This window comes from Dyella caseinilytica, assembly GCF_016865235.1.
Classification (GTDB): domain Bacteria; phylum Pseudomonadota; class Gammaproteobacteria; order Xanthomonadales; family Rhodanobacteraceae; genus Dyella_B; species Dyella_B caseinilytica.
Window position 1 is genome coordinate 1,459,711 of sequence record NZ_CP064030.1, and the last position, 18,233, is coordinate 1,477,943.

At 61.7% G+C, this 18,233-nt stretch carries 16 protein-coding genes and 1 pseudogene; 13 read left to right on the forward strand and 4 right to left on the reverse strand.

Features of this window, described 5'->3' with window-relative positions; genetic code table 11:
• Window positions 1-54: 54 nt before the first annotated feature.
• From pcnB to panD, 5 genes are all read left to right on the forward strand, one after another.
• A complete protein-coding gene (gene pcnB, locus ISN74_RS06205) occupies window positions 55-1,404 on the forward strand; it encodes a polynucleotide adenylyltransferase PcnB (protein ID WP_229679045.1) in 1,350 nt (449 codons plus the stop codon).
• On the forward strand, window positions 1,401-1,880 hold the full coding sequence (gene folK / locus ISN74_RS06210) for a 2-amino-4-hydroxy-6-hydroxymethyldihydropteridine diphosphokinase (RefSeq protein WP_188798398.1): 480 nt from the start codon (window positions 1,401-1,403) through the stop codon (window positions 1,878-1,880). The genes pcnB and folK overlap by 4 nt, the downstream gene beginning before the upstream one ends.
• A 55-nt stretch (window positions 1,881-1,935) precedes the next feature.
• On the forward strand, window positions 1,936-2,766 hold the full coding sequence (panB, locus tag ISN74_RS06215) for a 3-methyl-2-oxobutanoate hydroxymethyltransferase (protein WP_188799544.1): 831 nt from the start codon (window positions 1,936-1,938) through the stop codon (window positions 2,764-2,766).
• Window positions 2,767-2,797: 31 nt separating this feature from the next.
• Window positions 2,798-3,643 (forward strand): pantoate--beta-alanine ligase, encoded by an 846-nt coding sequence (gene panC / locus ISN74_RS06220; protein ID WP_188798400.1) that lies wholly within the window; start codon window positions 2,798-2,800, stop codon window positions 3,641-3,643.
• 123 nt (window positions 3,644-3,766) lie between these two features.
• Window positions 3,767-4,153 carry an aspartate 1-decarboxylase gene (gene panD / locus ISN74_RS06225; protein WP_188798402.1) on the forward strand — a complete coding sequence of 129 codons (387 nt, stop codon included), beginning with the start codon at window positions 3,767-3,769 and terminating at the stop codon, window positions 4,151-4,153.
• 127 nt (window positions 4,154-4,280) lie between these two features.
• Here panD and queG read toward each other — a convergent pair whose 3' ends face one another.
• A complete protein-coding gene (gene queG / locus ISN74_RS06230) occupies window positions 4,281-5,357 on the reverse strand; it encodes a tRNA epoxyqueuosine(34) reductase QueG (protein ID WP_188798404.1) in 1,077 nt (358 codons plus the stop codon).
• A gap of 33 nt (window positions 5,358-5,390) precedes the next feature.
• On the opposite strand from queG, the gene ISN74_RS06235 reads away from it, so the two are divergent.
• From ISN74_RS06235 to ISN74_RS06255, 5 genes are all read left to right on the forward strand, one after another.
• On the forward strand, window positions 5,391-6,875 hold the full coding sequence (locus ISN74_RS06235) for an NAD(P)H-hydrate dehydratase (RefSeq protein WP_188798406.1): 1,485 nt from the start codon (window positions 5,391-5,393) through the stop codon (window positions 6,873-6,875).
• Window positions 6,868-7,326 (forward strand): tRNA (adenosine(37)-N6)-threonylcarbamoyltransferase complex ATPase subunit type 1 TsaE, encoded by a 459-nt coding sequence (tsaE, locus tag ISN74_RS06240; protein ID WP_188798415.1) that lies wholly within the window; start codon window positions 6,868-6,870, stop codon window positions 7,324-7,326. Before ISN74_RS06235 ends, tsaE begins: the two co-directional genes overlap by 8 nt.
• A 219-nt stretch (window positions 7,327-7,545) precedes the next feature.
• Entirely contained in the window at window positions 7,546-9,093 is a 1,548-nt protein-coding gene (locus ISN74_RS06245; protein ID WP_229679047.1) for an N-acetylmuramoyl-L-alanine amidase, read from the forward strand.
• A 240-nt stretch (window positions 9,094-9,333) separates the two neighbouring features.
• Window positions 9,334-11,160: a DNA mismatch repair endonuclease MutL gene (gene mutL, locus ISN74_RS06250; RefSeq protein WP_188798419.1), complete on the forward strand. Its 1,827-nt coding sequence runs from the start codon at window positions 9,334-9,336 to the stop codon at window positions 11,158-11,160.
• Between the two features lie 71 nt (window positions 11,161-11,231).
• Complete coding sequence (locus ISN74_RS06255; protein ID WP_188798421.1) at window positions 11,232-12,152, forward strand: DUF1684 domain-containing protein; 921 nt, start codon at window positions 11,232-11,234, stop codon at window positions 12,150-12,152.
• An 81-nt stretch (window positions 12,153-12,233) separates the two neighbouring features.
• Here ISN74_RS06255 and ISN74_RS06260 read toward each other — a convergent pair whose 3' ends face one another.
• A complete protein-coding gene (locus ISN74_RS06260) occupies window positions 12,234-13,013 on the reverse strand; it encodes an enoyl-CoA hydratase/isomerase family protein (protein WP_188798423.1) in 780 nt (259 codons plus the stop codon).
• A 175-nt stretch (window positions 13,014-13,188) separates the two neighbouring features.
• On the opposite strand from ISN74_RS06260, the gene bamJ reads away from it, so the two are divergent.
• The 3 genes and pseudogenes from bamJ to ISN74_RS06275 all read left to right on the forward strand — a co-directional run bounded on the left by bamJ (window position 13,189) and on the right by ISN74_RS06275 (window position 15,612).
• Complete coding sequence (gene bamJ / locus ISN74_RS06265) at window positions 13,189-13,947, forward strand: BamJ family beta-barrel-assembly machinery protein (protein ID WP_188798424.1); 759 nt, start codon at window positions 13,189-13,191, stop codon at window positions 13,945-13,947.
• A gap of 35 nt (window positions 13,948-13,982) precedes the next feature.
• Window positions 13,983-14,764 (forward strand): annotated as a pseudogene (locus ISN74_RS06270) (NUDIX hydrolase).
• A complete protein-coding gene (locus ISN74_RS06275) occupies window positions 14,761-15,612 on the forward strand; it encodes a sulfurtransferase (RefSeq protein WP_188798426.1) in 852 nt (283 codons plus the stop codon). Before ISN74_RS06270 ends, ISN74_RS06275 begins: the two are co-directional and overlap by 4 nt.
• Window positions 15,613-15,788: 176 nt before the next feature.
• On the opposite strand, the gene ISN74_RS06280 is transcribed toward ISN74_RS06275, so the two are convergent.
• Complete coding sequence (locus ISN74_RS06280) at window positions 15,789-16,547, reverse strand: enoyl-CoA hydratase/isomerase family protein (RefSeq protein ID WP_188798428.1); 759 nt, start codon at window positions 16,545-16,547, stop codon at window positions 15,789-15,791.
• A 119-nt stretch (window positions 16,548-16,666) separates the two neighbouring features.
• The gene (locus ISN74_RS06285; protein WP_188798430.1) at window positions 16,667-18,133 is read right to left on the reverse strand and encodes a DUF4139 domain-containing protein; all 1,467 of its coding nucleotides are present in this window, start codon (window positions 18,131-18,133) and stop codon (window positions 16,667-16,669) included.
• Window positions 18,134-18,233 lie beyond the last annotated feature (100 nt).

The window sequence follows — 18,233 nt, forward strand, 5'->3', positions numbered from 1 at the left end:
GGCGTGCCTGGCCGAGCCCACCGGAAGTTGGATACCCGCAAGGATTTCGATCGCTTGAATCCCAAATCCAGGAACCATCAGGCGCTGCACGTCATTACCCGCGAGCAGCACACAATTTCCCGCAAGAACATCAGCAAGGCGGCCTTGCGTGTGCTCTATCGCCTGAATGAGGCCGGCTATGACGCCTATCTTGTCGGTGGCGCTGTGCGCGATTTGCTGTTGGGTGGCCATCCCAAGGATTTCGATGTCGCCACCAACGCGACACCCGACGAAGTCAAAAAGCTGTTCCGCAATTGCCGCCTGATCGGTCGCCGCTTCCGCCTCGCCCACGTGGTGTACGGCAACGAGATCATCGAAGTGGCGACCTTCCGCGGCACCAGCGAGGAGCAGAGCGAAGGCGATCGCCACATCGTCGATGGCCGCATCGTGCGCGACAACGTCTGGGGCAGCATTGAAGAAGATGCGTTGCGCCGCGATTTCCGCGTCAACGCGATGTACTACGACATCAGCGATTTCTCGGTGCGCGACTACGTCGGAGGCATGCAGGATCTGCATGATCGCGTGTTGCGCCTGATCGGCGACCCGCAGACGCGTTATCACGAAGATCCCGTGCGGATGCTGCGCGCTGCGCGGTTGGCAGCAAAGCTCGATTTTCGCATCGATTCTTCTGCTTCTGCGCCGTTTGCCGAGTTGGGGCCGTTGCTTAGCGGCGTAGCTCCAGCGCGCCTGTTCGATGAATCGCTCAAGATGTTCTTGACCGGACATGGTTTGAAGAGCTTTCGCATGCTTGAACAGTGCGGCTTGCTCAAGTTCATGTTCCCGGCCACGGCACGTGCGCTCAAGCGTGGCGACAAGGCACTGCGTGCGCTGATCGAGCATGGCTTGGAAAATACGGACGCCCGTGTTGCCGAGGGCAAGTCGGTGACACCGGCGTTTCTGTTTGCCGTGCTGTTGTGGGGTGAAGTGCGCGATCTTGCGCATACCTGGACCACGCAGGGCAAGGATGACAATGATGCCTGGTCGCGTGCAGCCGTGCACGTTGTTGCCGAGCAGTGCCAGCGCGTTGCCATCCCGCGCCGTTTCACCATCACCATGGAAGAAATTTGGTCGCTACAGCCGCGCTTTGAACAGATCCAGCGCAAGAAGGTGTTCCGCTTGCTGGCACATCCGCGCTTCCGTGCTGCGTTTGATTTCCTGCTGTTGCGTGCCGCTGAATCGCCCGCCATCGGCGAGCTGGGGCAATGGTGGGCGCATGCCCAGCAGTTGCCACATGAAACGCTGGCGGCGGCTTTGCCGCTGCATCACGGCGCACCAGCAGGTGATCTCGATACGGCACGCGCCGGGGCGACACGCAAGCGCAAGCGTCGGCGCAAGCCGACCGCAGGCAAGTCCGGGGCCGGTTGATGCGCGCATACGTTGCGCTGGGCAGTAACCTCGGCGATTCGCGAAAACAGTTGCTCGATGCCATCAATGCCTTGGCGGATCTGCCGCACACGCACTTGCTGGCGCGGTCGCATGTCTACCGCACGCCGCCATGGGGCATGCACGATCAACCTGATTTCCTCAACGCTGTCGTCGCACTGGAAACGCCGTTGCCACCGCATGAGTTGCTTGATGCGCTGCTGGATATCGAGCGTGCCGCGGGCCGTGAGCGCAAAGAGCGCTGGGGTCCGCGCACCCTCGATCTCGATCTGCTGCATGTGGCCGGCAAAAGCGTCAACGACGAGCGTTTGACCTTGCCCCATCCGCACATCGCCGAGCGTGCATTCGTGTTGTTGCCTTTGAATGAACTCGCGCCTGATCTGGAAATTCCCGGGCAAGGGCGCGTCGCCGATCTGCTGCGAGCCGTTGATACGCAAGGCTGCGAGCTGCTTGCTTGAGCCTTTGCTATCCGAAGCCGGATAATTGTTCACCGCAACACTGAAGGAAACGGCCGTGTACGTGGAAAACAGCAGCGCTCCTGCACGCAAGCCGGTCACCGTACCGAGCCTGCATGCGATGAAAGCGGAAGGGCGCAAGATCGTGATGCTTACGGCATACGACGCCAGTTTCGCCGCACAGGTCGAGCATGCCGGTGTCGACATCGCGCTGGTAGGCGATTCGCTGGGCATGGTGGTGCAAGGCCAGCGCAGTACCTTGCCGGTCACGCTGGATCAGATGGTCTATCACACAACCATGGTGGCGCGTGGCTTGTCGGCCACCTTGCTGGCGGCGGACATGCCGTTCATGGCCGATCGCGATGTTGCCCATGCACTGGAAGCCGGTGCCCGGCTGGTCGGCGAAGCCGGTGCGGCCATGGTCAAGATCGAAGGCGCTTCGCCACACATTCTTGAATCGATCCACGCACTGACCGAGCGCGCGATCCCGGTTTGTGCACACCTTGGCCTCACGCCGCAGTCCGTGCACAAGTTCGGTGGTTACAAAGTGCAGGGCAGGGCGCTGGATGATGCGGAGCGCGTGTTGAGCGAAGCGCGTGCCGTTCAGCAGGCGGGTGCCAGCATACTGGTGCTGGAAGGCGTCCCCACGCCGCTGGGCGAGCGCGTCACGAAGGCGCTCGATATCCCGGTGATCGGCATCGGTGCCGGCCTGCATTGCGATGGTCAGGTGCTGGTGATTTACGACATGTTGGGCATTACGCCCGGCAAGCGTCCGAAGTTCAGCAAGGATTTTCTTGCCGGCCGGGGTTCGGTGAGCGAAGCGATTGCCGCTTATGTCACCGATGTGCGAAGCGGAGCGTTTCCCGCCGCGGAACACGGATACAACTAATAAATAACGCGATTCAGGCAGAGCCAAACTCATGCAAACGGTGCAAGACGCAGCAGGGCTGCGCGCCACGATCCGTGGCTGGCGCTCTCAGGGGCAGACGGTCGGCTTTGTGCCGACCATGGGCAACCTGCATGCGGGTCATCATTCGTTGGTCAAGCTCGCGCGGGCGCGGGCGGATCGCGTGATAGCAAGTGTTTTCGTCAACCCGACCCAGTTCGGCCCGAACGAGGATTTCGACCGCTACCCGCGCACGCTGGCTCAGGATCAGGCCGGCCTGGCTGAGTTCGGCTGCGATCTGCTATTCGCGCCGGATGTGGCGACCATCTATCCGTTTGGCGCGGCCGGCAGTGTCAGCCTGCACGTACCGGAGATCACCGACACCCTGGAAGGCGCCCATCGCCCAGGTCATTTCGATGGCGTCGCCACGGTGGTCTGCAAGCTGTTCAACCTGGTACAGCCGGATATCGCCATTTTCGGCCAGAAGGACTTCCAACAGCTGAAGGTGATCGAGCGCATGGTGCGCGATCTTGCCCTGCCGGTGAAGGTGATGGGTGCTCCTACCCAGCGGGCCGATGACGGTTTGGCTCTCAGTTCCCGCAATCAGTACCTGTCGTCGGAAGAACGGGCCGAATCGGTGCAGATCTATCAGACCCTGCAGCAGATGCGCGACCTGATCGCCAAGGGCCACGCCCGTAAGGTGGTGGAACAGGCGGCGGCATCCAAGCTGGAACGTGCCGGCTTCGTGCCGGATTATGTAGCGATCCGCCGCGCCGAGGACCTGTCCGAGCCGGCCGACGGCGAGCACGACGGGTTGGTCGCCTTGATCGCCGCCCGCCTGGGTGCCACCCGCCTGATCGACAACTTGTTGTTCGACTAATCCGGCGGGACTTGTTCAGGGTGGCCTTGGCCCCCATGTAGCCGCCGGGCGCCGATGTTGCGGCGCAATGGCGGCGGCTCGATAATATCGGGCTTATCAGGCAGTTCCTGCTGGAATGAAGTCATGCAACTCAACATGCTGAAGGCGAAGATCCACCGTGCAACCGTGACCCACGCGGAACTGCACTACGAAGGCTCCATCGCCATCGATGGCCTGCTGCTCGATGCGTCGGGCATTCGCGAATACGAACAGATCCACGCGTGGAACATCAACAACGGCAAGCGCTTTGTCACGTATGCGCTGCGCGCGGAAGAAGGCTCGGGCATCATCTCGGTGAACGGCAGCGCCGCGCATCGTGCACAACCGGGTGACCTGATCATCATCGCTGCGTTTGTGCATCTGAACGAAGCCGAGCTGGAGAAGTTCCAGCCGACGCTCGTGTACGTCGACAAAGACAATCGCATCAGCCACACCAATCGCTCGATTCCGAAGCAGATGGTTGCGGCGTAAGGCTGCCTGAATCTCTTTTCTTGTCTAGAGCCGTCATGCCCGCGAATGCGGGCATCCATGTTGCTCTAGGGCGAAAGGTGAAAATGGATGCCCGCTTTCGCGGGCATGACGGCTTTGAGGGCGAACCTCATTCTGCAGGAAAGTGTGGGCGATGCCGAGCCAGTGCCCACGCGACATGTTCGCGCACCATCGCCGACGGATGTTCCGCACGCGCCAGCAGCGCCGCGCTCACTTCTGCTGACGGCGGCGCATTCCCCAGCGCCACCGCAATATTGCGTAGCCAGCCTTCATAGCCGGTGCGGCGAATCGCCATGCCTTCGGTGCGGCGAAGGAATTCTTCCTCGCTCCAGGCAAACAGCTCTACCAGCTTGGCGCCATCCAGTTGATGACGTGGTGCGAAATCCGGTTCGGCGGTGTCTTGCGCAAACTTGTTCCACGGGCAGATCAGCTGACAATCATCGCAACCGAAGATGCGGTTGCCGATCGGTGCGCGCAGTTCTTCAGGAATCGAACCTTTCAGTTCGATCGTGAGGTACGAGATACAGCGACGTGCATCCAGCCGGTAAGGCGCGACGATGGCCTGGGTCGGGCAGATATCGATGCACTTGCGGCAGGTACCGCAATGCGCGCTCGCGGGTGCGTCAACCGGCAACGGCAGGTTGGTGTAAAGCTCACCCAGGAAGAAGTATGAGCCGGCCTGTCGATTGATCAGCACCGTATGCTTGCCGATCCAGCCAAGTCCGGCATTGCGCGCGAGTGCCTTTTCCAGCACCGGTGCCGAGTCGACATAGGCGCGATAACCAAACTCGCCAACCGCGGCGCGGATGCGCTCGGCCAATTTCTGCAAACGGTTGCGCATCAGCTTGTGGTAATCACGGCCAAGCGCATAACGGGCCACGTAACCGGCCTCGGCATCGTTGATCACGTCCCAGGCGTGCTGCGTGCCGGGCGGCATATAGTCCATGCGCACCGAAATCACACGCACCGTACCCGGCTCGAGTTCGTCTGGCCGGCTGCGACGGGTGCCGTGGCGCTCCATGTATTCCATCTCGCCGTGGTAGCTGTCTTTCAGCCAGCTAAGCAGGTGCTGCTCGTCCTTTTCCAGCGAAACGCCGCTGATGCCCGCCTCGGCGAAGCCAAGCTCACGTGACCAGCGCTTGATATCGCTGGCGAGTGTGCAGTAGTCGGGCGTGACGGTGGACATGCACCTATTGTAATCGCTGCCTATAATCGGCTGATGCACTCCTCCCCGCATCATCGCGATCTCTATACCGTCGAACAGGTACGCGCCCTTGACCGGCGCGCCATCGATGATCTTGGCATCACTGGCTTCGAATTGATGAACCGGGCGGCTACCGCTGCCTTTGCAGCGCTGTGTCGCCATTGGCCGGAGGCGCGGCGCATCGTGGTGTTCTGCGGTCCGGGCAACAACGGTGGCGATGGCTATCTGCTGGCCAGCCTTGCTCATGGCGCAGGCATGGCGGTCGAAGTGATCGAGCTAAGTGATGCCCCGCGCGGTGATGCCGCTCTGGCGCGCGATACCTGGCAGCGCAGTGAAGGTACCTCTCGTCATTGGCAACACGATGCGCCCTTGCCGCAGGCTGATGTCTACGTGGATGCGCTGTATGGGACGGGTTTGAATCGCGCCCCCGAAGCATCAGCAGCAAATCTGATTCAGCGTATCAACGCATCGGCGGTGCCGGTGCTGGCGCTGGATGTCCCTTCCGGCTTGAATGCGGATACCGGCGAATGCCCGGGCGTCGCTGTACGCGCTGATCTGACTGTCAGCTTCATTGCAGCGAAGCGTGGCCTGTATACCGGTCAGGCTGCCACGAAGGTGGGCGGTTTGCAGATCGACACACTTGGGTTGCCGGAAATCCTCTGGCAAGGCATGCCTACCGACGCGACCTTGTTGGAAGCCATGCATTTGCCGCCACGCGCACGCGATGCTCACAAAGGTGACTGCGGGCATGTGCTGGCGGTCGGCGGCGATCGCGGCACTGCCGGTGCCATTCGCCTGTGTGGTGAGGCTGCACTGCGCAGTGGTGCAGGTCTGGTCAGCATCGCGACGCGCAACGAGAATCTCATTGCGTTGAACAGTGCGCGCCCGGAGCTGATGGCGCACGGCGTACACGGGCCGCAGGAATTGCAGCCATTGCTGGATCGCGCGGATGTGCTCGCAGTGGGGCCTGGCCTCGGGCAAGGCGCTTGGGGGCACGCCTTGTGGTTGACCGCACTGGATAGCGGCAAGCCGATGGTGCTGGACGCGGATGGGCTCAATTTGTTGGCGCGTGAGCCGCATCGTTTCGATGGCCACGTTGTCTTGACGCCCCATCCAGGCGAAGCGGCGCGTTTGCTTGGTACGACCATTGCGCAGGTGCAAACCGATCGATTCGCTGCGGCACGTGCGCTGGCGCAACGCTACGGTGCAGTGGCTGTGCTGAAAGGTTCGGGCAGTCTGGTCGCGCATCCAGATGGACGTCTGGACGTCTGTATCTGGGGCAACCCCGGCATGGCTACCGGCGGCATGGGTGACTTGCTTACGGGCGTGATTGCCGCTTTGCTCGCGCAGGGTTGTTCTGCGTGGGATGCTGCTCGCATGGGCGTTGGCTTGCACGCTCGCGCTGGTGACCTGGCGGCGCATCATGGCGAACGAGGATTGCTGGCCAGTGATCTGCTTGAACCGCTTCGCGCGCTCGGCAATGGGTTTGCGCATGACTGAGCAACAGTGGGCGTTGCCCGACGAAGCGGCGACGCATGCATTGGGTGTCCGGGTTGCCGAAGCATTGGACGGCGGACTGGTCGTCTACCTGCGTGGTGAACTGGGTGCTGGCAAGACCAGTTTCGCCCGCGCTTTGCTCACCGCATTGGGTGTGGGCGAGCGCATCAAGAGCCCCACCTACAGCCTGGTCGAGGGTTATCAGGCGATGCAGCGTCCCGCCTGGCACCTGGATCTCTACCGCATCGCCGATCCGGGTGAACTCGAATGGTTGGGGCTGGATGCCTTGTCTGATCCGGCTGCTGTCGTACTCGTGGAATGGCCGGAGCGGGGGCAGGGCGCATTGCCGGCCGCCGACCTGGAGCTGAACCTCGGCTATGACGGCCTGGGCCGCCAAGCGCGGCTGCAACCGAAGACGCCGCGTGGCGAACGATTGCTTGCCCGGCTGCGCTGATCGTCGGATCAACGCTAAGTATCCGTTTCGGCTAAGAAAACTGAACAGCGCAGGGTATGTAGCCTTGCCTGTGAAATGCGTCGCTTAGCGCCGATAGCTTGAGCTCGTCTGACGAATAGGTTGCAGGTTATGGATATTTAAAGGAAAACCTCTTGCATTCAGTAAAGCGCTGCGCTTCAATGCCGCGTTATGAGGGGACTCCTTATCCGCGCTATCTGCATGACCGCCACCGCGCTCTTGACCGCGGGGCCGGCGATTGCTGTCCACGCCTCGGACGTGAAGAACGCTCGCGTCTGGGCAGGGCCCGAATACACCCGGGTGGTCTTCGATCTTTCCGGGCCGGCCAAGTACAAGCTCAGTCAGCAAGGCGATCAGATCGTGCTGGAACTGAGCGACAGCCGCTCTGCCGGACGTCTCACGCCATCCGCCCAAGGCCTCTTCAAGGGTTTGGACAGCAGCAGTCAAAACGGTTCGTTGCGCCTGACCGCCTCCGTTGCGCCCAATAGCCAGCCCAAGAGCTTCGTGCTTGGTCCTTCGGGGACGGCGGGCTATCGCCTGGTGCTGGATCTCTATCCGGGCGCCGATGGCAACGCAGCACCGGCCAAGGCGGTTGCCGCGCCCAGCATTCCTCCGATGAAGGTGGCGGCTGCCAGCCAGCCTGCGCCGGCTTCGTCCGGGGCCGATGATGCTGCCGATGCGGCGGCGCCAGCTGCTGCGCCGGATCCGGTGGTCATCAACGCCAGCAGCAAGCTGACCAGCCGCAAGGGTGTGACCACGCGGCAGGCTGCGGTGTTGCTCAACAGTCAGCGCCAAGTGATTGTGGCGGTCGACGCCGGTCACGGCGGCAAGGACCAGGGTGCACACGGCCCTGATGGGCTACTGGAAAAGGACGTAACCCTCGCCGTGGCGCGCGCGCTGGCTGCCCAGATCAATCGCCAGCCCGGCATGAAGGCCATCCTCACCCGCGACGGCGACTACTTCATTCCGCTCCAGCGGCGCTATGAAATCGCACGCCAGAACCAGGCTGACCTGTTCGTGGCGATCCATGCCGACTCCTATCCTGGCAGCGACGCCCGCGGCTCGTCCGTGTGGGTGCTGTCCTCGCGCGGCAAGAGCTCGGTGGCGGCGCAGATGCTGGCCGATCGTGAAAACAGTTCCGACCTGATCGGCGGCGTATCGCTGGCGTCAGAGAACGACAGTCTGGCTTCCGTGCTGCTCGATATGCAGCAGGGCTGGGCGGTGCAGGCGAGCGAAACGGTTGCCCAGAACGTGCTGAACGCGCTGTCGGCGCTGGGTCCTACGCATCGCGGCTATGTCGAGCACGCCAACTTCGTCGTGCTGCGTTCGCCGGACGTGCCATCGATCCTGGTCGAGACAGCCTTCATCAGCAATCCGGTCGAGGAGCGTAAGCTGGGCGATCCCGGCCATCAGCAGCAGCTTGCTTCCGCCATCATGGATGGCGTGAAGGGCTATTTCACGAGCAATCCACCGCCGGGCACGTGGTTTGCGATGGAGGCGGCACGCAGCAAGGGTGTCAACCTGGGTGGCAGTGAGGTTGCGAGCGCTGGCAAGTCGGAAGACAAGCTGGCCAGTGCCTCCACACCGGCAGACAGCGACGTACGTGACATGCACCGCGTCGCCAACGGCGAGACTCTGCGCAGCATTGCCAAGCAGTACGGCGTGAGCGTGGATTCGCTCAAGAGTATCAATGGCATCAACAGCAACAGCGTGCGTGTCGGCACCATGCTGGAGATTCCGGATAGTTGATCAGGGGGCGGGCTAACCCCTTTTACGCAAGCGGCACTGGCCCTGACTGTCCGCACGCCATCGGTCCGTCGACTCGACAGACGGCCGGTCTGCTTTCCTCGCTCCTCAAAACCGAGCACATCCATGTGCTCTCCCCGCGTGCGTCGACGTCCCTGCGGCCTGCGAACAGTCAGAACCAGTGCCACTTGCGTAAAAGGAGCTAGCGCGTCCCGAGGGCGCTCACTGCTAAGCTTGCGCCCCATGTCCCGGATCCGACCGCTTCCCCCCGACCTTATCAACCAGATCGCCGCAGGCGAGGTGATCGAACGGCCCTCGTCGGTCGTCAAGGAACTGGTTGAAAATAGCCTCGACGCAGGCGCCACGCGCATCGAAGTCGATATCGAACTCGGCGGTGCACGCCTGATCCGCGTGCGTGACGATGGCGATGGCATTGCCGCGGACGATCTTTCGCTGGCGGTCGCTTCGCATGCCACCAGCAAGATCGGTAGTTTCGACGATCTCGAGCATGTCGCGAGCATGGGCTTTCGTGGCGAAGCGTTGGCTTCCGTATCGTCGGTGGCGCGATTTGCGATCACCTCGCGGTTGCGCGGCGAAGATCAGGCTTTTCGCATCGAAGTGGACAGCGGCCGCATGCAGGCCGCACGCCCTGCCCAACATCCGCAGGGCACCAGCGTGGAAGTGCGCGACCTGTTCTACAACGTGCCGGCGCGGCGGAAATTTCTTCGCGCTGAACGCACCGAGTTCGCGCATATCGACGACTTGCTTAAATCGCTGGCGTTGGCCCGCCGCAGTGTTGAGTTTCGTCTGAGTCACAACGGCAAATCCGTGCGTGTATGGAAAGCGGCGCGTGATGACCGGGCGATGTTGGCACGCGTGGCCGAAGTGCTGGGCGAGACGTTTCCGCAACAGAGCTTGCGCATTGATCACGCTTCAGCAGGTATGCGTTTGTCCGGCTGGGTAGGTCTACCAACGGCATCGCGTCCACAAGCGGACTCGCAGTATTTCTACGTCAACGGCCGGCTGGTGCGTGATCGCGTGGTGGCTCACGCGGTGCGTCAGGCCTACGCCGATGTGTTGTTTCACGGCCGTCATCCGGCGTTCGTGCTGTACCTGGAGCTGGACCCGGTCGGCGTGGATGTGAACGTGCATCCTGCCAAAAGCGAAGTGCGTTTTCGCGAGCAGCGGCTGGTGCATGATTTCCTGTTCCGCACGTTGCACGAAGCCTTGGCGGAAACGCGTGCAGGCCAGAACGTGCCGTCCGAAACCCAGGCATGGGAACCTGCGCTGGCTGCAACGGCACCTGCTTTGCCGCTTTCAACTCGGCCAGGAGGAAGCTGGCAGGGTGGCAATAGCTTCTCCCAAAGCCGTCTGCAGCTTGGTGTACGCGAAGAACCTTTGGCCGGTTATGCAGCTTTGCTAGGTGATGTTGCCACAGCCCAGGTGCAACCGGCGCAGCCCATGCCACCGGCGAACGATGGCGAAGCGCCACCGCTGGGTTATGCGATTGCGCAGCTGAAGACCATTTACATTCTGGCTGAGAATGCACATGGTCTCGTGTTGGTCGACATGCATGCTGCACACGAGCGCATTACCTACGAAAAGCTCAAGAACGGTCGTGTCTGCAGCAATCTTCGATCGCAGATTTTGCTGGTGCCCTTGTCGGTAGCCGTCAGCGCGAAAGAAGCGGCCGCAGCCGAAGAGCATGGCGATGCGCTGGCGGAATGGGGGCTGGAACTCTCACGCAGCGGTCCCTCGGCTGTGGTCGTGCGGCGCATTCCAGCCTTGCTGGAAGGTGCGGACGTGGCCGAGCTCACGCGCAGCGTGCTGGGTGAGCTGGCCCAGCACGGCAGCTCACGCCAGTTGCAGGAACTGGAAAACGAATTGCTTTCCACCATGGCATGTCATGGTTCGGTACGCGCCGGGCGGCGCCTGACGATGCCGGAAATGAATGCCTTGCTGCGCGAGATGGAAGCCACCGAGCGTTCCGGCCAATGCAACCATGGTCGCCCCACCTGGGTGCAAATGGGTATGACGGAACTGGATAAGCTTTTTCTTCGTGGTCGTTAGGCAAAGCCTGTCTCTTTCGAAAATGGACGTCCATACTGCCCTCTGGCCTTGTCCTGAGCGGAGCGAACCCCATGTGGCGTCATGTCCTTGCCGGACTCATCCTAAGTACTGGAGTGGTTCTCGTGCACGCTGAAACTCCCAATCAAACCGTGACGCCGGATGCTTACCAGCAAGGCATCGAGCAATGGCGCGCCGAGCGTGTCGCGCGACTGACCGCACCAGAAGGCTGGCTCAGCCTGATCGGACTGGAATGGCTGCAAGAAGGTGCCAACAAGGTCGGCAGCGCGCCGGACAACGATGTGGTGTTGCAGGCAGGGCCAGCGCATCTGGGCGTTGTGACCCTGGACAAATCCGGACAGGTGCACATCAAGCTGGCCGATGGCAGCGGCGCCACCATTGATGGCAGGTCGGTGAGCGAGGCTACGTTGATCGATGATGCGCATGTTACTGGCAATGCTTCGCCGACTACGGTGGCGTTTGGCACGGCCAATTTCTACGTGATTGATCGCGAAGGTCGCAAGGCGCTGCGTGCGAAGGATTCATCTGCAGCGACCCGTCAACATTTTCTCGGTATCGATTATTTCCCGATCGATCCGACTTGGCACATCGTCGCAGACTGGGTGCCGTTCAATCCGCCACACGATCTGCAGATGGGCTCGGTGATCGGCACCATCGATACGGTAAAGGTGCCGGGCAAGGCCGTGTTTACCCGTGACGGACACACCTATGAGCTGCTGCCGTACCAGGAAGAACCGGGTGGCGAACTGTTTTTCGTGCTCGCCGACCGTACTTCGGGCCACGAAACTTACGGCGCAGCGCGTTTTCTCTACGCCGCGCTGCCGGTGAACGGCAAGGTTGTGCTGGATTTCAACAAGGCCTACAACCCGCCGTGTGCATTTACATCCTTCGCCACATGCCCGCTGGCGCCACCGGAAAACAGGTTGGATCTGCGTATTACCGCGGGTGAGAAGAAGTATCGTGGCGCGCATTGACCGTGGCGGGAATCGTTGAGGGCGGTCGTCGGCAACCTTGCCAGGCGACGCTCCTGCGATTCCCTGTTCACGACTCCCGATTTACACGCCCTTAAAGACGGCCTTGCGCTTCTCCAGAAACGCCGCTGTGCCTTCCCGCATGTCCTCGGTTGCAAACGCGAGCGCAAAGGCCTGGGTCTCGAACTCCAGTCCCTGATCAATCGATGTTTCGCCGCCCTGCAACACACAATCCAGAATGCCGGCGGCGGCCAGCGGCGCGGCGGCGAGTTGATCGGCGAGCGCATTGACCGTCTCGTCCAGCGCTTCCGGCGCGACCACTCGGTTCACTACGCCCAGCTCATAAGCACGCTGCGCCGTGATGGTGCCGCCGGTCAGGCATAGCTCAAGTGCGGCGCCGCGACCAGCCAGGCGCAGAAGGCGCTGGGTGCCGCCGAAGCCGGGGATCAGGCCAAGATTGATTTCCGGCTGGCCGAACTTTGCCTTTTCGCCGGCAATGCGCAGGTGGCAGGCCATCGCCAGCTCCATGCCGCCGCCCAGTGCAAACCCCTGAATGCGTGCTACGACCGGCTTGCCAAGACGTTCGATGGTGCTCATCAACCGCTGGCCTGTGCGTGAGAAGCTCTGCGCCTGAACTGGCGTGTAGCCGTTCATCTCGCTGATGTCTGCGCCGGCAACGAAGGCCTTGTCGCCCGCGCCGGCCAGTACGATGGCGCGCACGCTGTCGTCCTGAGCGGCCTGGTTGAAGGCGAGGGTGAGTTCGTTCAAAGTCTCGCGATTCAAGGCGTTGAGCTTGTCTGGCCGGTTGACGGTGATCGTGCGTACGGCATCGCGATTGCCGATCTCGAGGTTGCGGTAGGCCATCTCGGGCTCCGTGTGAACATGAAGCCGGGATTTTAGCAGCGGGAACCTTTGCTGCCTTCCGGCTTTCTCAGACAGACTCTTACGACGATGCCGAACGGCCGGCATAGCTGCATCAAACGCTCGAACCCCTTAGGATGGCGTCTTTGACCGTATGCTTGCCGCAACGGAGAAAGTAATGGCAAACACGCGTTGGCTGGTTTCAGGTTTTCTGCTGCTCGCCGCATCTGGGGTGCTGGCGCAGCAGAGGCCGGCTGCGCCCAATCCATCGCCACAGCCGCCGCCGGTGACGGTAAAGCTGGACAAGTACAAGCTCTCCTATGCCATCGGCTACCACCTCGGCACACAGTTTTCCCACGGGACTTTCCCGGTGGACATGGCTGTATTGCAAAAGGCTATGCAGGATGCGTACGCCAAGCGTCCGGCGGCGTTCTCCAAAGAAGAGATGTATCAGCAAATCGCCAGCCTCGGCGAGCTCATGCACGAGCAGGCGCTGGCCGAATTCAACCGCATCGCTGACGATAATGCGCGCAACAGTGCGGAATTCCTGGCCCACAACGCGACCTTGTCGGGCGTGGTGCAGTTGCCGTCGGGCATCCAATATTCAGTGATCAAAAAAGGCGACGGCACCGTCAACCCGGGGATGGATAGCCTGGTGACGGTGAACTACCGCGGCATGCTGATCGATGGTACCGAGTTCGACAGCACCTGGGCCCACGGCTCGCCGGTCAGCTTCACCTTGGATAGCGTGATTCGCGGCTGGCAATACGTGATTCCGCGCATGCATGTGGGCGATCGCTGGAAGGTGGTCATCCCATCCTCGCTGGCCTATGGCAAGCAAGGGGCCTTGCCGCGCATCGGCCCGAACCAGGCGCTGGTATTCGATATCGAGCTGCTGGACATCAAGCCGCCGAATCCCGAGGGGACGGGGCCCTGACGTAAGGAAGGCGCCTGCGTTAGCATGTTGGGAGAATGTCGAACGATTCCCCACTTTCCCAGCAAGCCATCCTTAGCCCCTGTGTCGGCATCTGCCGGCTCGATCCGCACGGCTATTGCCTCGGCTGTCACCGCACCGGCGACGAGATCGCACGGTGGCGCAGCATGAGCGAGACCGAGCGGACCCACTACATGGACGTGGTGCTGCCCGCACGCGAGTCCGCGTGATGGAATCGCTGCTGCACGCCCTGCGCCCGCTGTCCCAGCCGCCGGCTGCGCCCGGCTGGAACCATGCCCAGATGACCGATCTGCTTGGCGATGAGCCGCGCACACCGGCAGCGGTGCTGATCGGTCTGCGTGGCGAGGCCATGCCGCGCATGGTGTTCACGGTGCGCACGGATCATCTGAGTTCGCACGCGGGGCAGGTTGCCTTTCCCGGCGGGCGCACTGATCCGGCGGATGGCGACGCGCTCACCACGGCGCTGCGTGAAAGCGAAGAAGAGATTGGCCTGGATCGCCGCTTGGTTACACCGCTTGGTTATCTCGATTGCTTTGAAACCATCAGCGGTTTCTGTATCACGCCCGTCGTCGCACGCATTGCCGACGATGCAAACTTTCGTCCGGCCCCCGGTGAAGTGGCCGAAGTGTTTGAGGTGCCGCTGGCGTTCTTTCTGGAGCCAGGCAATCTGAAGCGCTATGTGATGGACTACCGTGGCCGCCGGCGCGAGATGGTGGAATTCCAACACGACGGACATCGTATCTGGGGCGCCACGGCTGCGATGTTGCAGAACCTGCTGCAAAGGATGGAGCGTCCATGAAAACGACTTTGATTTCCGTAACCGAGCTGGCCGCGCTGCCGCCATCCGAGGTGTTGATCGTCGATTGCCGTTACGACCAGTTCGACGCCGGCAAAGGCGAACGCGATTACCGCGCAGCGCATATTCCCGGTGCCGTATTTGCCAGCCTGGACCGTGACCTTTCCGATCTCTCTCGCATCCCTATGGGACTCGGGCGTCATCCTTTGCCGACGGAAGAAGTGTTTTCCGTCGCGCTGAGCCGGTGGGGCTGGCATCCCGGATTGCAGGTCGTGTGCTATGACGCCGGCAATGGCGCGTTGGCTGCCGCGCGACTTTGGTGGTTGCTGCGCTTGTGCGGCGTCAAGCAGGTGGCCGTGGTCGATGGCGGCTATGCCGCATGGACAGCAGCAGACCAGCTCGTATCCCAGGACATTCCGCAGCCCGCGCAAACGTCGGTGTCGCTGCACTATGACCCCGTCCAAGTTCTGGTCGACCACGCAGCGGTTGCTCATTTGAAGCACGATCTGCTGCTCGATGCACGCGCCACATCACGCTATCTGGGCGAAGTCGAGCCGTTGGATCGTGCGGCCGGTCATGTGCCTGGTGCGGCGAATCGGCCATTTTCCGAGAACCTGCAACCCGATGGCCGCTTCAAGTCGGCGGCTGTCTTGCGCCAGGAGTTTCTGGCGGTGATGGGTAACCATAAGCCGGAGCAGGTGGTGCATATGTGCGGGTCAGGCGTCACTGCATGCCATAACCTGCTGGCGATGGAGCATGCGGGTCTTGCCGGTTCGCGGCTTTATGCGCCGTCATGGAGTGGATGGGTGAGTGATCCATCGCGGTCGGTGGCGACGGGTAGTGGATCGTAACGACAGCCTGATTGAATCTTCACCCGAAGGCTCAGGCATCTCCATATGTGGTGTAAGAGCAAACTTGCCTTAATGTCATTCCGGCGAAGGCCGGAATCCACGCTTCGTACTGGCCATGGAATCCGGTCTTCGCCGGAATGACGGTGAGGTGTGCGTGAGCGTCAAGGTAGAGTTGCTTATTTTGCCTTGCTCTTGAGCCTCGCCACCAGCGCCTGCAAAGTCGCCTGCGTTTCCGGATGGAAAAACGCATCAACAAAGGTGTCGATCGGTAACGCATCGATATCAGCGTAAGCACTGGTCAGATCGGTACGTGCAATCTTGCGCGTGGCCAGCATGGCGTGCGCGGGCAGGGCGAGGGTTTCGTTCAACCAGTGCAGTGCGCGGTGGGTGACTTCATCCACGTTGGCGAGTTCGTCGACGAGTCCGCAAGCCAGTGCCTGCTCCGCATCAATCAGTGCGCCGGACACCAGCAGGCGTTCCGCGCGATAGTTGCCGACGATGCGGCGCAGAGCCATCTGGATGCAATCGGGCGCGACCAGCCCAACCTGCACTTCGTTCAAGCCAATGCGATAGGGGCCTCGCGCCATCACGCGGTAGTCACAGAACAGCGAAAGCACTGCGCCACCTGCAGGGCTGTGGCCAGTGATCGCAGCGGCTACCGGCACGGGTGAATGCGCCAGCGCAGCACAGGTGGCGAAGAACTCGCGCCAGAATTCACGCACGCCGGTGCGGTCGCGCGTAAGCAATGCCGGTACGTCTACGCCGGCAGAGAACATGCCTTGCGCACCCGATAGCATGATGCCACGCGCACCATCGCGTACAGCGTCAGCGATGGCACCCTGGATGGCACGCAACAGGTCCAGGTTGAGCGCGTTGACCGGTGGCCGCGCCAGTTGGATTTCGGTAACGGCGTCGTGCTTGGTGAGGTTGAGCATGGTGCGGCTCCGGAAGCGTTGCGGCTTGCGATATTGGATTTACTTGGATGTGTGCGCTTGCACTGTCGCCCCGGCGAAGGCCGGGACGACGAATGGTAGCTTGATCGCGACTATGGAGATTATGACTGCGGATCGTTATCCGCTGTCCAGGTATAACGCACGGCATAATCAAGCACGGCCTTGCCGTTGGCAGGTACATCGACCTTGAATTCCAGCGTATCGGTGGTCTGCTTGCTCGGCTTGACGCTGGACGAAGTCACCGTCCAGGTGCGCCAGCGGTAGGGGTACTCGCGTACGGTCACGGTACGTACGCTGTCGCCGGCGTTGGTGAGCGTGACGCGATAGGCTTCATCCATGGTGCGTCCGGCTTTGTCGACATGAAAGTTCGTGCGCTCCTGATCACCTTGCAGGTCGAAGACGGTGCCCAGCGTCATGGTGACGTCGGTGCCTTTGGGGGTGTCGTCAACGCGTCCCTCGCCGATGAACTGTGGCACGTTGTTGCGATCAGCCGTCAGGACACGCAGATAGCCAGCCGGCAGGCTGTCGAAGGCCGTAAACCGCAATGCACTGGTTATGCCGCTACTCATGCCGCCGCTATTAATAATGCTGTTGATCATCGGTCGCGACGGCGTCCATGGGCTGCCCGTTGTATACAACGTTGTACGTTCGCAACTCAGGGTACGCGTGGCGTAGAGAGGCACCTGGCTGACGCTGCCGTCGGGCAGATCAACAGGAGCAGGCAAGGTATAGCTGCGGTAGTCGCCCATGGAGGATTGCTCGGGCATCGCTTCCGCGGCGACAGGCGCTGCCATGGCTTTCATCATCATCATGGGGCGCGGTCCGTTGGCCCTGGCAAAATTCGGCTCGCCGGCAATCAGCGTCAGTTTGGCGTCCTGCCAATTGCTGCCGCTGCGGTTGGCGATGCTGGCGCGCGATTCAAACTGCATGCTGCAGCTATTGCCCGGTGCCAACGTCGCAACATATGCCGCGCGCCAGCCGATGCCCGAGGTCGGGTAGCTGAGTACGGCGGTGGTGTTGCCGGTACGCGAGGCATCCACGCGCAAAACCAGGCTGGAGCCGGTAGGGAAGTTGCTGCTGGTGGTATTCACGGCTGCGTAGTTGCGGATCAGTGTGGTGCCGCCGCTTGCATTGCGGACAATCAGTCCTTCGTCGCCGGCGCGCAACAAGGTCCCATTGGCTAATGGCTGGCCGTTGTCACCAAGTACGCTGATATTGCTGCCGGTCAGGCCGGTGAGTGCGGCGTTGGCGCCCTGGCCAAGCAGCAGCCGCTGCGAGACGACTTTCGCTTCGCCACCTGGAAACCCCAGCGCGATGGCTTCGGCATCCAGATTGTTCGGCAGGTTGCCGAGCACCACGTCATGTACGCCGGCCTGCAGATCCATACTGCGCTGCTCGCGCACCACGGCATAACCCTCATCAACCGTGCCGCCGCTATTGCTCGCATAAAGGCTGGCGCTGTCGCTGCGATACAGCGTTATCGACGCATTGTCGGTGGCCTGGGCCAGCGACGCGCTGAAGCAAACGGCACAGGCAATGGCGAGGGCGGTTCGGTGTTGGATCGTCATGAGGCACTCCCTTGGCGGATAACGTGCTCCGATCATAACGAGCGGACTGTGGCGGCGAGTGTGTCGCTACCACAGGCCGTTCTTGTGCGCTTCAGGACTT